General features: G+C 41.0%; 7 protein-coding genes. 1 reads left to right on the top strand and 6 read right to left on the bottom strand.

Annotated features, from left to right (window positions below):
• Positions 1-5: 5 nt before the first annotated feature.
• Both AC04Q1_RS00895 and AC04Q1_RS00890 read right to left on the bottom strand, forming a co-directional pair.
• Positions 6-2,840 carry a SusC/RagA family TonB-linked outer membrane protein gene (locus AC04Q1_RS00895; RefSeq protein ID WP_478360935.1) on the bottom strand — a complete coding sequence of 945 codons (2,835 nt, stop codon included), beginning with the start codon at positions 2,838-2,840 and terminating at the stop codon, positions 6-8.
• Positions 2,841-2,855: 15 nt separating this feature from the next.
• Complete coding sequence (locus tag AC04Q1_RS00890) at positions 2,856-3,329, bottom strand: CHRD domain-containing protein (RefSeq protein ID WP_478360933.1); 474 nt, start codon at positions 3,327-3,329, stop codon at positions 2,856-2,858.
• Positions 3,330-3,764: 435 nt separating this feature from the next.
• On the opposite strand from AC04Q1_RS00890, the gene AC04Q1_RS00885 reads away from it, so the two are divergent.
• Complete coding sequence (locus AC04Q1_RS00885; protein WP_478360931.1) at positions 3,765-7,850, top strand: hybrid sensor histidine kinase/response regulator transcription factor; 4,086 nt, start codon at positions 3,765-3,767, stop codon at positions 7,848-7,850.
• A 621-nt stretch (positions 7,851-8,471) separates the two neighbouring features.
• Here AC04Q1_RS00885 and AC04Q1_RS00880 read toward each other — a convergent pair.
• The 4 genes from AC04Q1_RS00880 to AC04Q1_RS00865 all read right to left on the bottom strand — a co-directional run bounded on the left by AC04Q1_RS00880 (position 8,472) and on the right by AC04Q1_RS00865 (position 15,377).
• A complete protein-coding gene (locus AC04Q1_RS00880; RefSeq protein WP_478360929.1) occupies positions 8,472-10,679 on the bottom strand; it encodes an alpha-galactosidase in 2,208 nt (735 codons plus the stop codon).
• A gap of 49 nt (positions 10,680-10,728) precedes the next feature.
• A complete protein-coding gene (locus tag AC04Q1_RS00875) occupies positions 10,729-12,786 on the bottom strand; it encodes an alpha-galactosidase (protein WP_478360928.1) in 2,058 nt (685 codons plus the stop codon).
• 99 nt (positions 12,787-12,885) lie between these two features.
• Positions 12,886-14,106: a DUF4998 domain-containing protein gene (locus AC04Q1_RS00870; protein WP_478360926.1), complete on the bottom strand. Its 1,221-nt coding sequence runs from the start codon at positions 14,104-14,106 to the stop codon at positions 12,886-12,888.
• Positions 14,107-14,141: 35 nt separating this feature from the next.
• Positions 14,142-15,377 (bottom strand): DUF5000 domain-containing lipoprotein, encoded by a 1,236-nt coding sequence (locus AC04Q1_RS00865; protein ID WP_478360924.1) that lies wholly within the window; start codon positions 15,375-15,377, stop codon positions 14,142-14,144.
• Between the last annotated feature and the right edge of the window lie 6 nt (positions 15,378-15,383).

The following is a 15,383-nucleotide window of genomic DNA, read 5'->3' as shown; positions in this document are numbered from 1 at the left end:
TTTTTCTATAATGTTAATGATACACCTCCGTTAATTACCCGTTGATTGGGGAAACTGCTCACCAACGATTCGGGATCAAAATCCAGTTTTGAAGCGGTAAGCATGTTATAGCCGTTTACGAAAAACCTAAGCTTTTTTATTTTCAACCTGCTTACGAGTTGAGCAGGAAGCGTGTAACCCAGTTCTACATTTTTCAGCCTGAGATAATTGCCGTTTCTTAACCAGAAAGAAGAAGTCGCGTTATTGTTTAAATTGGTTCCCAATGTTAAGCGTGGCAAGGTGGCGTTTTCCTGATTGCCTGGTGTCCATCTGTTTTGGGTAGTATAATCTAAAACATAACCTGTGTTGTTATTTAAAGCCAGCATAGAACCTGTAGCCAGTAACACTTCTCTATTGAAAACCCCTTGCACCAGGGCCGAAAAGTCAAATCCTTTGTAATTGAAGGCAAGGTTTAAACCTCCGTAAATAAGGGCTTTGTCGCTGGTAATTTTCTTTTGGTCGAGAGAAGAAATTACACCGTCACCATTCAGATCCAGGTATTTGATATCGCCGGGAACCGGTGTATAACCCAATAATGTTGGGGTATTACCTGCCGTTTCTCCTGTTTGATAAAAGCCAATAGCCTGGTAACCAAAAGTTCCTGATGCCTGGCCGGCGGTATACATCCAGCTATAGGGATAATCCGGTTCGCCCGCATATAAAACTTTATTTTGTTGTGCACTAAGGTTTAGTCCTATTTTATAGCCAAAATCGCCCGATTTACCTATGAAATCAACTGTGCCCTCTATACCCGAGTACCTGTTTTCGCCAAGGTTCTGACTGGGATAAGTTGCACCGATAATGGTACTTGCATCTGGCCTGGAGATTAATAAATCATAGTATTTATTGTTATAATAGGTTAAACCTACATTTAACTTATTGTTTAGAAATGCCGCATCAGCTCCTACTTCAAATTTTTTGGCCTTTGCAGCGCCTACATTTGTTGTAGCCAGGCTTACTTGTGTGGCCGAACCAACAACCGTTTGTCCGGTGCCAAAAACATATCCGGAGCTACCAATCGCATACTTTTGGATGTAGGAGAAATAATCAGAAAGATTTACTTTTGCCGTTAAACCATAAGTAGCCCTGAATTTTAGAAAATTGACAGTCGAAGGATTAAACCATTCCTCTTTCGAAGCTACCCAGCCTAAACCTACCGATGGGAGAAATTCCCATTTTTTTGAATCGGCATATTTATTAAAACTACTATATGAACCAGCTGCTTCGAAAAAATATTTATCGTTATAGTTGTACCTGGCTGTCAAACCTCCGGTCTTAAGGATGCTGTTTAGCTGACCACTGTTTAAAAAGCCACTGGTTAAACTGTTATCGCCATTATAGGCACCCAACAAGTCTAAATGATGGCTACCAAAATCTCTTGCATAACCTAACATGAAATTGTAATAGGTCTGTTTCAACTGATCAGTTACATCTGAAGTACCGCCACCTAAAAGCACCTTACTATCCGTGCCCGATTTGGTATAGTTAACCGTAGTACCATTGACGGTTGGATAGTAAATGGCGAATGTTTTTGTTTTTAAAACATCTTCGCTGTAATAGTTTGCTATAGACAGGCCTGCCTTCACCCATAAACCTTTGGTAATATCATCTAACTTATATTTTAATGCGACATCGGAGTTTAAAGTACGGGTGGTGGTCATTACGTAGCCCGAATTGATCGTGTTTGCCAGGATATTATTGGTTAAGGCGGCCGTACCACCGTAAGTACCGTCGGGATTTTTTACCGCATAGGCCAAAGGTGAGGTAGCATAAACCAAGCCCATAATCGTTGAGGCATTACCGCCCGGCTGGTTGTTGTTTTCTACGGATCCGAAAATATTTAACTGTAAGGAAATATCTTCATTAAAGTTAATTTCGGCATTGGTACGGATATTATACCGTTTGTAGTAGTTGTTGGTATTGTAAACGTTGTTGTCATCGGTTACAAAATTACCATCAGATGCAAAGTGCTCTAAACTCGCATAATATTTAAAGGCCTCAGAATTGCCTGCAACCCCCAGGTGATAGCGTTTTTGGGCGCTGTTCTTTTTATAAACCATATCATACCAGTTGTTATCAGGCTGTAAAAACGGATTGTTGGTTTGATTATCATAAGCACTGATTACCCCATCGCTGTATACAGGAGTACTGCCAGGATTTGTATTTAACTGCGCTTCGTTATAAATACGGGCATAATCGCCACCTGTAATAAATTTGGGCGTAAAGAGATTTTGCAGCGCACCATATTCTGCCCCGAAATTAATTTCAAAGAGATTGTTTTTTGATTGTTTCTTGGTGGTAATGTAAATTATTCCACCAGATGAACGCATGCCATACATAGAAGTGGATAAGGCATCTTTTAATACCGTAATGCTTTCTACATCATCAGGATTAAAATTAGTGAACGATCTTGGAACGCCATCCACCACAATAAGCGGCGTTTGTCCGCGAAGCACCAATTGGGTTGCATCAAAGCCGGTCCGGGCCGACGATTGTAAGGTATACAAACCCGTTAAACGGCCTGCTACGGTATTGGTTACATCCGATACCGGAGTCGCATTAATATCATCGCTGTATATGGTGGCAGCTCCCGCGATCAGGTTAGCCTTTTTGGTGTTTCCGTTCCATTGATCCACCTTATTCTGCAGGAAGTTTTTCGGATCAAATTTTCTGATCAGCGTACTATCAGCTGTTTTGCTGGTGCTAGCGCTTGGTTTTTCCTGTGCAAGTGCAAAAACAGGCAGCAGGCTTAACAATCCCATCAACGACTGAAGCTTAATATTGGTAATTTTTCTCTTCATAATATCAGCTGTTTATTAGTATGATGTTAATGTACCCCTTACCAAACCTGAAGCCTGCTGGCTTGAGGAAATCTGCAGGTAAAGTGTTTTGGAATTTAAATCTGCTATACTTTGGGCTGATAATTCAACCGAGCCTTTTACTTCCCGATTGCTATTATAGGCTCCATTATTCAGGTCGATTAAAACAGTTCCGTTTGCTCCGGAAACTCCGCTGTAAATCACTGCTTTGGTGGGGGTATCCTCATTGTTGAGGGGTTTATCAAAATACAGGTAATAATAAAGCTTGTTATCCGTCATTAAATAACATACCGCTACCGCGTGGTCCGTTCTACCAGTAATTGCGGGTACGATATTGCTTACCGATAAATCTGATTTCCACTGTCTGATGGTATAGATGTCTGATTCAACTTCCTTTTTCTTACAGGAAGTAAAAAACAGCAGCGCAAGTGCAGGCATCAGACAATGCCTTTTTAATGTAAATAAGTTCATAAATTTTAGGATTGATTGTTTAGGGATGTTAATTTAATTGCTCATCCGGTTTTGTTTGTTCCCGCCTACGGATAAAGAATGGCCATACAAACGCCTAAATTTTAAAAGCACTGCTTTTGATAAAAGTAATTTTTGTTTCATGCTTGGTTTGGTTAATATCTACTGCAGAACTTAAGATGGATTGACATCAGATTTACATACAGTATTGGTTGTTAGTTAATTTGGTTAAGCCGATGCCAGAAGCTGGTTAATTTCTGTTGGTATATATTGCTTTTAATACCACTGCATTAGCTTCTTCAAAACTAGTGGGGTGTAAAATGAAAAAGGTCGAAAATTGTAAATGAAAGGGTAGAAAAAAGGCAATTCTTCCATATTTTAAGAACTTCACCCTATATTTAAACTGAAATACAACCATCCCTAAAAAATCTAACCCAAATGATGAAGCTGCGTTTAAACGCGATATGGTTTTTCCTGATGCTTTTGATATGCACTTCCCTACGCGCACAAAGGCCTGTTGTTTTTAATCACCTTACCATGGAGAATGGTTTGTCACAAAACTCTGTGATGGCCATCACACAGGATAAAAATCAATTGATCTGGTTGGGTACCCATCACGGACTGAACCGTTACGATGGTTACCGGTTCAAAATTTACACCAGCAGCTCCGATAACCACAACAGCATCTCCGATAATGTGATTACCAGCCTCCTGAGTGATAGTAAAGGACATTTATGGGTAGGTACCGAAAATGGATTAAATATCTATAATGAAAAAAGCGATCGTTTTATCCGGATCAACAAAAAAAACGCTGCAAAATCTTTCAGTCGCGATTCGGTAGAGTGTGTGTACGAAGACCCGCAAAAAAATATCTGGATTGGAAGCAATAATGGATTAGACTTATTAATTGATGCTGAGAAGCAGATCTTTAAAAAGTTTCTTTTCGATAAAACCAATTATAAATCGGGGCTTAATTATGTTTTCTCGGTTTTTAAAGACGACCAGCAGAATCTTTGGGCAGGCACCCTAAATGGTTTGGTGCGCATTTACCAAATCAATGGTAAATACCATTCCGAAATCTTCAGGCACAAAGTCAATGATGCAAATAGCATCAGCTCCAATGCCGTAAAAAGCATTGTGATCGATAAACAAAAAAGACTTTGGCTAGGTACCTACAATGGTCTAAACCTATTCGATTACAAGCATAAAACGTTTACCCGTTATCAAACCAGTTCAACAGATCCAAATGCATTGGTCAATAACGACATCAGGAAACTGACCTGCGATAAAGCTGGCAACATCTGGATCGGCACACAGGAAGGACTGAGTATCCTGGATCCCAACACCCGCAAATTCAGCAATTACCGTTACGATCCCGAACAGAGCAACGGATTGAGCCAAAACTCCATCCACAGCATCTTTCAGGATCTTAACGGTTCAATGTTGGTGGGTACATATTATAAGGGTGTTAATGTGGTTTATCCCTCTGCCACCCCCTTTACGGTTTACCGAAATTCTAAACAGCAGCAAAGCTTAAGCAGTAATATTGTAAGCGCTATGGCCGAAGATCAATACCATAACCTCTGGATCGGTACTGAAGGTGGTGGTCTGAATTATGTAAACAGAAGCCACAATACCTTTACTTATTATAAATCAGAGCCCAATAACAGCAACGGCCTCAATTCGAACCTGATCAAAACTTTATGTCTGGATAAAACCGGACAGCTATTGGTGGGTACGCACCGCGGTGGCCTCTATGTGTTTAATCCATCGGCACAGAAATTCAGAAAGGTAATCAACGTTAGGGATGTAAAAAATACGCCTGGTGATGCTGAAGTGATCGCGATAACGGAAGACAGCAATGGTACGGTTTGGGTCGGCTCCAGAGACGGCTTATCTACCTTATCTAAAGCCAATGGTCACTACGCCAGCTCCACCGTTAAAAGTATTGTAGAAAAAAGCCTGAAGAACAAATATATTCAGGTGATTTTTGAAGATAAAGCCAAAAACCTGTGGATTGGAACGATGGAAGGACTCTATGCCTTCAACCCTATATCTAAAAAAATTAAGGCTTATTACCAGAACAGAGGCGATGCGGGCAGTTTAAAGTCTGGTCATATCAATTGTATCGTACAGATCCAAAATGGAAATATCTGCATCGGAACTGCTTTTGGCGGCTTGAGTATCTTCGATTACAAAACCAGAAGATTCATAAATTACAGTGAAAAAGATGGCCTCCCGAACAGCAATGTATTTGGTATTATAGAGGATGAGGAAAAGAATTTATGGGTCAGTACCGATAAAGGTTTATCCAAACTGATTACGCAAACGGGAAAATTTATCAACTACACCAAAAGCGATGGACTTGCTGGAAACGATTTTAACATCCGGTCGTTTTTAAAAGATAGCCATGGCGAATTGTTTTTTGGTGGATACGATGGCTTGACTGCTTTTTATCCCAAACAAATCGATATCAATAAAAACACCGCACCGATCACTTTTACCGGACTTAAACTGTTCAATCAGCCTGTAGAGGTAAACGGTGCCGACGGCATATTAAAGGAGGATATCCAAAACACACAACAAATTACCTTTAAACACGACGAAAACAATTTCAGTATCGATTTTGCACTGCTCAATTATATCAAACCTGAAAAAAACAGCTACAGTTATATCCTTAAAGGCCATAGTAAAGTATGGACTAAAACCAATATACCGACTGTAAATTATGCTGATTTGCCTTCTGGCAACTATACCTTTATGGTTACAGGCAATAATAACGATGGAAATCCCACTGGTAAGGCAGCTTCATTAAAAATTACCATACTCCCGCCCTTTTGGGCAACCTGGTGGGCTTACCTCATTTATCTGGCCTTCTTTTCAGGTTTACTGTTCCTGATTGTGCGTTATCTCTTTATACGTGCCTTGCTTAAACGTACTGAAGATATTCAGAAGATGAAACTGAATTTCTTTACCTATGTGGCCCACGAAATCAGAACGCCGCTTACCCTGATCCTTGGCCCTTTGGAAAACCTTTCCAGTCAGCACCAAAGCGATCCCGAGCTGAACCGGCAACTCGTTCCCATAAAAAACAACGCAAACAGGCTCATGCGTTTAATTACGGAACTGATGGACTTTAGGAAAGCTGAAACCGGGCACCTTACCCTCCATGTTACCGAAGATAATATCATCGGATTTATCAATGAAATATTCATTTCTTTCTCGCATCTGGCGCAGGCTAACGATATAGATTACAAATTTATACATGAGCAGGAGAGAATCAATTTGTATTTTGACAAACGGCAGCTCGAAAAGGTATTGTTCAACCTGTTATCCAATGCCTTTAAATTCTGCGACAAAGGTGGGCAGATTTCCGTTTCAGTACGCGAATCAGAGGATGAGGTAGTCATCAGCATTTCGGATAATGGCCTGGGTATCCCTGCCGAAAGTTTAAAGAACCTTTTTAGCGATTATTTCCAGGTAGACGAGCAACAAAGCCATATTGGTTCGGGCATAGGCCTTGCCCTTTCAAAAGCCATTATTGAAGAACATCAGGGCCATATTGCAGTAGAAAGTACTCCTGCCGAAAATGGATTGCGCGGTTTTACCCAATTTATCGTAAAGTTGAAGAAAGGTAGGACGCATTTTAAAACGGCCCTTTTTGATGGTGTAAAAGATTACCCGGCTCATCCAAATCTTTATACCGAACAGGCGGAACAGGGCCTTAATATTGTAAAACCTGACCGTGAGGCTGCTATTTCAGCCGAAACCATCCTGGTGGTAGAAGACAATAGTGAAATCAGGTCATTGATTACATCTTTAGTGGGTAGCCATTACCAGATAGCAGAACGCGAAAATGGCTTAACGGGTTGGGAAACTGCCATAGAAACCCTACCCGACCTCATTATCTGTGACATTATGATGCCAGTTATGGATGGTATAGAACTTTGCAGCAGACTTAAGCAAGATGAGCGGACCAGCCATATTCCTGTGATTATCCTGACTGCCCGTTCATCACACATTCATCAGGTGAGCGGTTTAGAAACCGGCGCCGATGCTTACATCACCAAACCTTTCAGTCCGGAGCTGCTTTTATTGAATGTACGCAACTTACTGATGTCCAGAAAGATCATGCGCCAGAAGTTTCTGAAACATATCCACTTACAGCCAAAAGAGCTCACGGTTAACGCCATAGACGAAGCTTTTATGTTAAAGCTATTGAAATACATAGACACACATATTGCCAACGAAGATTTTGGGGTATCGGAACTGGCTTCGATGGTAGGTATGAGCAAACCTGTGCTATACAAAAAAATCAGACAGCTCACCAACCTATCGGTAAATGACTTCGTAAAATCGATCCGGCTTAAAAAGGCGATGGAACTGTTTAAACAGAAGAGGTTTACCATCTATGAAGTGGCCTATCAGGTTGGATTTAATGATCCGAAATACTTTAGCAGGGAATTTAAGAAACAATTTGGAAAGAGCCCGAGGGAGATTATGAATGGTGGTTTTGAGTCCTGAGTCATCAGTCCTTAGTCTTGAGTCGATTCCCCTCCCTTAAGTGTGTCACCCTGGGGGGTATTTTTTTTATAAAAATCAATATTAGGGAAAGGAAATAATGGGGTACAGTATCGATTTCTTCCCTTTCAGTATCAATTGCTTGGCCTACAGCATCGATTTCTTACCTTCCAGTGTCAATTGCTTAACGTACATCATTGATCTCTTTCCTTCCAGTGTCAATTGCTTAACGTACATCATCGATCTCTTTCCTTCCAGTGTCAATTGGTCAGCATAAAGATCGATATGTTTGGCTGCAACTGACGGTTGGTCAGTATCCAGATCACTATGTTATAAACAGAGCTACTGATGCTCGAAAAGCACGAAATATCTCCAGCAATTTACGCTTCTTGTATCACCTGAGCGTAATCGAAGGACTATTTAATGGTGACAATGTGGTCACTAAAGTACTTCATGATGACACGAACTACTGCATCAGTAAATGATATAACCTAATATATGCCCAGCTTTGCAGCCTTTGCGCCAAATACTTAGCCCACTTTGCGGTAAAAAAAATGGAGAAACTATCATTAGATCTCTCCATTTCGTTGCGCTTCAATCGAGATGACGAACTAAGTTAAATTATTATGCCTCTTCTACCTTCAACACCACACTCGTCCTGTCTTTATTCAGATCAGGGTTAAAACCAATCTTCATTAAGAAATCCCCTGTATAGGTTTTGCTGCTATCGATAGATGATTTTGTACCCGGAAAAACATTGATCTCTTTAATCTGGTATTTCTTTGCCGCATCCAAACCATTCAGTTTAATCGGATACTTACTGCTTTCACCATAACGGTAGTTTACGAGGTAATTAAAGATCACGGCTTCCGTTTTTTGTTCGTTTACATATAGCATCGAAGCTACACTACCTGCACGCGGATTCGACAAACGGTATTGTTCGCCCTGCCAAATGATCTGTTTTACATCATTATAATTTTTAATGGCCTCCTGACAAAACTGAAGTTCGTTTTCAGGCAGTTTACTCACCACAATATCAAAGCCCAATTTGCCCATCATGGCCACATCGGTGCGGAACTTGATTGATTGTTTACCCCAATCCGTAACATGGTTGGAACTGCTTACAGCCGGATAGAAGTAGGAATATTCCCATTGCATAAATATCCGCTCTAATGGATCGGTATTATCACTCGGCCAGAACTCGGTAAAATACTGTAAGGCTGCATAGTCTACCCTGCCACCTCCTCCAGAACACAACATCATCGGCACTGTTGGATATTTTGCCCTGATGCGCTGTAATACGCTATACAAACCCTTTACATATTCGACATAAAAGTGAGATTGATTTTTTAAATGTGCCGAATAGGCATTGTAAATTACCGCGTTGCAGTCCCACTTAATATAGGCCAGTTTCGGGTTTTTGGTAAATAAATCGTCAACCACTCCAAAAACGAAATCCTGTACCTTAGGATTTGAAAGATCAAGCTCCAACTGGTTTCTGAAATAATATTCAGGTCGGTTAGGCTGTTTCACGACCCAATCAGGATGTTTTTCGTAGAGTTCGCTTTTCGGGCTCACCATTTCCGGTTCGATCCAGATTCCAAATTTCGTTCCCACATAGTCGGCTTCTTTTACCAATGATGCGATGCCATTAGGCAGTTTCTTCTTATTTTCCTGCCAGTCGCCTAATGCCGCATGATCGTCGTTACGCGGGTATTTATTGCCGAACCAACCGTCGTCCAATAAAAAGAGATCGACACCCAGCTTTTTGGTGTCCTGTAATAAACCGGCAAGCTTTTGTTCGTTAAAGTCGAAATAAGTGGCCTCCCAGTTGTTCAAAAGGGTTAACCTGCTTCCCTTGCCATCCAGTATTTTATAATTGCGTGCCCAGTTCTGTAACTTTCTGCTGGCATCGCCTTTTCCCTGGTCAGAAAAAGTGTACAAAAATGCAGGTGTTGCAAAAACTTCGCCCGGTTTTAAGCTGTATGGCGATGCATAATTGTTCATTCCGGCAATGATGCGGAGGTTATCCTGATAATCCAGTTCCAGATCGATCTTGAAATTACCACTCCACTCCAGTGCACCGTATAAAACATTCCCTTCATTCTCTTCAGCAGGTTTATCTAGTGAGATCATGAAAACTGAAGGCTGAAATAGGTTCGCTCTTGTTCCCAGCTTGCTATCCAATGTCTTAATGCCATGGGTAATTTCACTTTGTTCAGGTTGCATTTCCTTGGCCCAATCGCCATGGTACTGGTTCAGCCAAAAATGTGGCGATTTTATATGCAGGTTGGCCGATGCGTATTTATGCAGCACTACCGTACCTTTCTCTGCGTGTTTGATCTCTGTCCATTGCTCGATCACATCCTGCTGATAAAAGGATTTGTAACACATGGTTACCTCAAAATTGTAAGCCGGATCTTTTAACCTGATCTTTAACAAACTTACATTATCATCTATCCTGGTAACCGCATGGTCAACATATTTCAGGTCGAGGGAGTTGTTGCCGTCGGCATGGGTAACACTGATGGCAGGTTCTACCAGGTTGCGCGAACCTGAAGGGGTATAAACAGAGTTTAACTGTCCGGTATAATCTTCTGTTTGTTTGTACTGTCCGTTAACCTGATTGTATTCCTCTTTATTGGCCAGTTTCTTTCCAAAAAATATGGTGTTTACATCCTTCTTCGAATTGGCTTGTAAAACAAGCGCGTTATGGGCAGTTTCAATGGGAATAATGTTTTGTGCCTGTATAGTGGCGATCGTAAAAAGAGAAACGGCCATTGCCAATGCACCATGTCTGATGTAAGCTGTAATGTGATGTGATCTGTTCATTTGTGCTTTCAATACTATTCGATAATGTTTTATAGATAGAGGGTTGATGTTATGGTTTGAGCGTCATCTTAAAAATGACCGCATCTTTTGCCGCAAGGCTGATGGTCTGTTTGTTTTTAAAACTTTCCGTTTTTTTGCTAAGGAGGTTTTCGGTGCTATATACCTGATCTTTTTTTAAACCGATCCGCGAAAAATCGATACCAAAAGCTTTTGCCTCATCGCTGTAATTAAACACGGCAAGATATTTTACATTTCCCACCTGTTTAACAAATAGTTGTGAAGCCGATTTGCCCCTGTTCCCTTCTACCGGAACAAATGCCTTTCCATCTTTCAAAACGTTAATGATTTCAGTATTGTTCAATAAACGCCGGGCGGTGCCGCTCCATTTGCCCTGACGGGAAAAATCATCGCCGGTAATGCAGGTTCCGGTAACAATTGCAGATAAAAACCTGGCATTGTTTTCCCCATCCGATTGATCAGAGAACACCACATGATCGGCATCGATGTAATCGTAGAGATATGTTTGCCACCAGCCATTGCTTACACTGTTCAAGGTGTATTCGGTGTCCTTTATGGATTTAAAAGCATCGCATGCTATTCTACGTACATGTATGTAGCGTCCTGAAGCTAAACTTGGTGAGATGGCTGCATACACCAGCATTTTACCATCAAGTTGTTTTAACAAAAACTCCATACCAGCTTTATAAGCCTGCATGCCTGTGGTAATCTTTGGATCGTAAAAGTGGTCGGATTCTATCGCCGCATGACCTAAGAAATCAATTTTGATCATTTCGAAACCACATTCCTTAAACTTGTTTATTACAGTCATAATGCGCTGCCTTGTGCCCGGATGGGTGGGATCCAGCGCCCGTGCGCCATCAAGATCGTGATAAGCTCCGCCAACTTTTGTCCACATTTCACCAAAAGTATAAAAACTACCATCGGCTACGCGCTTTCCGCCAGCTGCGAAACCCCAATCTACAAAAGGTGCCCAATAAATGCCCGGCTTTAATCCTTTTGATTTCGCATGGTCGGCAAAGGCTTTTAGTTTGGAATAGTCACCATGCAAACCACCGTTTAACAGGTTATCCCAATACGAATCGAGATCGATATAAGCCACGCCCCCACTTCTGAAAGACTTCAAACTATCGGCAAAAAAATCTGTTACCTTATTCGCTTTTTCGAGTGTGATTTTTTCCTGCATGGCACCCCAGCTGTTCCATCCTACCGGTGTTGCCGCTTTCCATTTAAAAACCAGGGGTGGTTCTGCCAGGCGGTTCGTTTTGGCATAAGTTTCCATCCCTTCGCGCCAATCGTCAAAAACACCAAAAAACACTTTCGCCGAACTGATCGTATTTCCCTTCAGATAGCCATGTGCTATTTTATCGCGGGTGATCTTTTCTTCGGTATAACCACAAACCGTTTGTAATCCAATGTTTTTATCGTTATCCATCGCCGTAATGATACCCGTTTTCCAGTTCTGATGTTCTACAGAACCGATAACGAAACCTTCCCTCGATAAATCATGATATAAAGCACCAACCTCCGCACTTGGATTGCTTACATTGGCGTTTAATGGTACCGTATTGTAAGAGATAAAAGTATCGTTATCAAAGGGAACGAATAAACTGGTCGGTGTGTCTGAATTTTCGCCATCAATCAAGGTTCCATTTATGGGTACCATATGGTTAATGGATAAATTAGTGCCTTTCAGCGTAATCCCTATCATAAAAAAATCTTTCCCCGTATAGGTATAAAAGCTCTGCAACATGTCGGGTAAACCTGCCTTTTTTAAAAGAAAAGTATAGTTAAAGCCTTTTCCAATCCCGTCATTAATTATTGATTTGGCATAACTGATCTGTTTGTAATCTTTCGAACTGAGGATCTTCTCCTGATACGTTACCTGAGAAAAACCGTTTAACAACAGATTTTTGTTTCCGTTCAAGACTTTAAAAGTACCGGTTTGGAGATTGTAATCTATTTTTCCGCTTTTGCCGTAATCAATAACAATTGCTGTAGCTGATTGATGAGCGCAACATAAAACCAATAAAACTAAAAAGGGCTTCTGTTTGAATAAATATTTAAAAATCATGTATTGTGGTTTCATTAGCGCAATAATAAATCATTGCCCGCATTGTATTTGTGAAATTACCTGGGTTCGATTAAACGAAATTAATGATTAATCGAACTCAGGTGTGTAAAAAGATTATTGTTTGTCCCAGAACCTGATTTCGCTCATATTGCTATAATTGCCATCGCCTGTAGTTACATGTTTAATCCTGATTCGAATATAACGAATCGCTTTTCCTCCATTATCCAGTTCTGCTGTTATTGCATTTTTTCCATCGTCAGACCGGATTACCTCTTTTAAAAGTGTCCATCCTTTACTGGTGGCTTCTGCTGGCCAGCCATTATCACTGGCCGGTAAAGAGGTCGTGGCATTGGTTAAATCGGCTGTTCCCCAAACCTCAAAACGATCAGGATTGTTACAACAATCCCTTCCGGTTTCTTCTATACGCGAGAGGTTGGTGTAAACCTTACCCAGATCAAAGGTTAAGACATGTGGCATACCACTATTGCCCGCACTGTGAAAAATATTCGGGTAACCCTGTGGGCCAACACTTCCGTCCCAAAGCTTGCTGATACTGGTGCCCGACTCATAGGTAGGTACATCTCCGGGTAAGTGTACTTCGGTAAAAAGTGAGCGGTCGCAAAGTACGTAAGTAAAAATTTTAGGAAAGGTAGAAAAATCTGTTACTGAAAATACATCCAAAGATCCTTTACCAGGAATATAGGCCGATTTATAGGTAATATCTGTTCCTGCTTTATAATCAGCGAGCGTAATGGCTGTATCGGCTGGTAAAAGAATCTTATCTACACTTACACCAGCAGTTGTGGTATATCTAATAGTCGTATTTACATTAATGGTATCGGGTGTCTTAAAATTTAATTGCACCGATCCATTACTGTTTACCACATACGGGTTTGTTGCATTATAAGGTCTGTTTAGCAAGCCTGATTGATACAGGGGACCAAAAACCCGCACATTTCTGGCCTCTATCGGGATCGATTTATGCCCCTGCGAATCGTAAGAATATACCGTAAAAGTATACGTATATTCTTTAAGGTTCGGGATCGTTACTTTTATAGTGTCGAGCGGATTATGGGTACTTGAATTTACGACAACAGAATCTGCATTATTGTTCCAGTACACGACATATTTACTGATACTTGGATCGGGACTTGGATTCCACCACAAACCTGTGCGCAAATTTCCCGGTTTAGTGATGATGTTGGATACACGGCCTGGGTAAACAATCTCGCCATCTTTTAAAAAATCTTTAAAGGCAAGATCATCTTTGGTACAGCTGATCACTATGGTTACCAACAGCAATAGCAGACCGCTAATTTTATATATACTTTTCATAATATGAAAATTTATCTTTTTATATCAATTATTAACTACCTCGGGTCGCCGTAAAGGGCCATTTCCATGGCATGGGCAAATGTACCGTTAGACCATGTGGTGCTTACCGACAAGCGAACATAACGCACTTTCGGATTGGTTAACGGGAAGTTGAAACTTACCCCAGCTTTTACAAAATCGTTATCGGCAGTGGTGTGCGCTACTGGAGTTGCTCCTGATGGGGGATTTGGATAATTATAGTTGCCCATATTGATCCAGTCGCCTATTATAGTGCCTTCTGGTGCCGACATTGGAAGCTGAGCATCGCGTGGAACGGCCACATCAGAACCCCATACTGAAAACACTTTAGGGTTTCCATGTCCATAAGCAAATTTGTCGCTTCCATCAGGTCTTTCCCATAGTACGAAACGGCTTAATTTTGCGCTGACACCTAAACCAAATGTTGCGATGGCGGGCATAGCGCCACCGGGGGCTGTGTGCCATCCATTAGAACTTCCGTCTGTTTTTCCATCCCATAAATATGGTAAATCCCATCCGTATGCAATTACACCATCAGATGGAAGCCTGTACTGAAAAAACTTACCTCTATCTAACAACGTTTCAAAAAATGGCGTAATGGTTTTAAAGGTCGTATCAGAGATATTTCCAAAATTATCGGTCACATAAAAACCGATTTTCTTCGCTACCGGTGGGTAACCCCTTACCGAATAATTAATCACATCCGATTTGCCATAATGCTGATCGATTACATCTGAAGTATTGTTATCACCTACACTCAGAAGAATAACCCCAAGATTATTTTTTGAAGGATTTGTACCGGTAATTTTTATACCGCCAAAATCCGCATCGGCGTTTATGGTCGGCTTTGCCAGCAGGTAAGGTGGGGTATCAGGATTAACCCTTACCACAACAGGATCTGATTTAACTTCTGCTCTGCTTACGGCATACAAGGTAACATCATAACCTTGCTTTTTGGCAAAACCATCAACCATAATTGAATCAGAATAATAGCTCGATTTTGTTTCGCGGGTAGTTACACCGTTTATTTTATACTGTGCCAGTACATACAAAAGGTTTTTGGAATTAGGCAAAGAATAGGTAATATAGGCGCCACCGCTAAAGTTATCAACTTTAATATTGCTTACTACTCCTGGCTTGGTCATATCCGAAGAAGCAGGATCATTATAGCTATCCATTTTTTCGCAGGCAGTGATGCCCGCTAAAACAGAAACGATAAAAAGCAGGTAAATACTATTTTTAATATTTTTCATGTCTTT

Source organism: Pedobacter humicola, from assembly GCF_056490705.1.
This window is presented reverse-complemented; position numbering and strand designations above follow the sequence as displayed.

Bases quoted from the DNA above. Each gene is read 5' to 3' on its own strand.
- AC04Q1_RS00895 (WP_478360935.1), bottom strand. From the start codon at position 2,840: ATGAAGAGAAAAATTACCAATATTAAGCTTCAGTCGTTGATGGGATTG.
- AC04Q1_RS00890 (WP_478360933.1), bottom strand. From the start codon at position 3,329: ATGAACTTATTTACATTAAAAAGGCATTGTCTGATGCCTGCACTTGCG.
- AC04Q1_RS00885 (WP_478360931.1), top strand. From the start codon at position 3,765: ATGATGAAGCTGCGTTTAAACGCGATATGGTTTTTCCTGATGCTTTTG.
- AC04Q1_RS00880 (WP_478360929.1), bottom strand. From the start codon at position 10,679: ATGAACAGATCACATCACATTACAGCTTACATCAGACATGGTGCATTG.
- AC04Q1_RS00875 (WP_478360928.1), bottom strand. From the start codon at position 12,786: ATGAAACCACAATACATGATTTTTAAATATTTATTCAAACAGAAGCCC.
- AC04Q1_RS00870 (WP_478360926.1), bottom strand. From the start codon at position 14,106: ATGAAAAGTATATATAAAATTAGCGGTCTGCTATTGCTGTTGGTAACC.
- AC04Q1_RS00865 (WP_478360924.1), bottom strand. From the start codon at position 15,377: ATGAAAAATATTAAAAATAGTATTTACCTGCTTTTTATCGTTTCTGTT.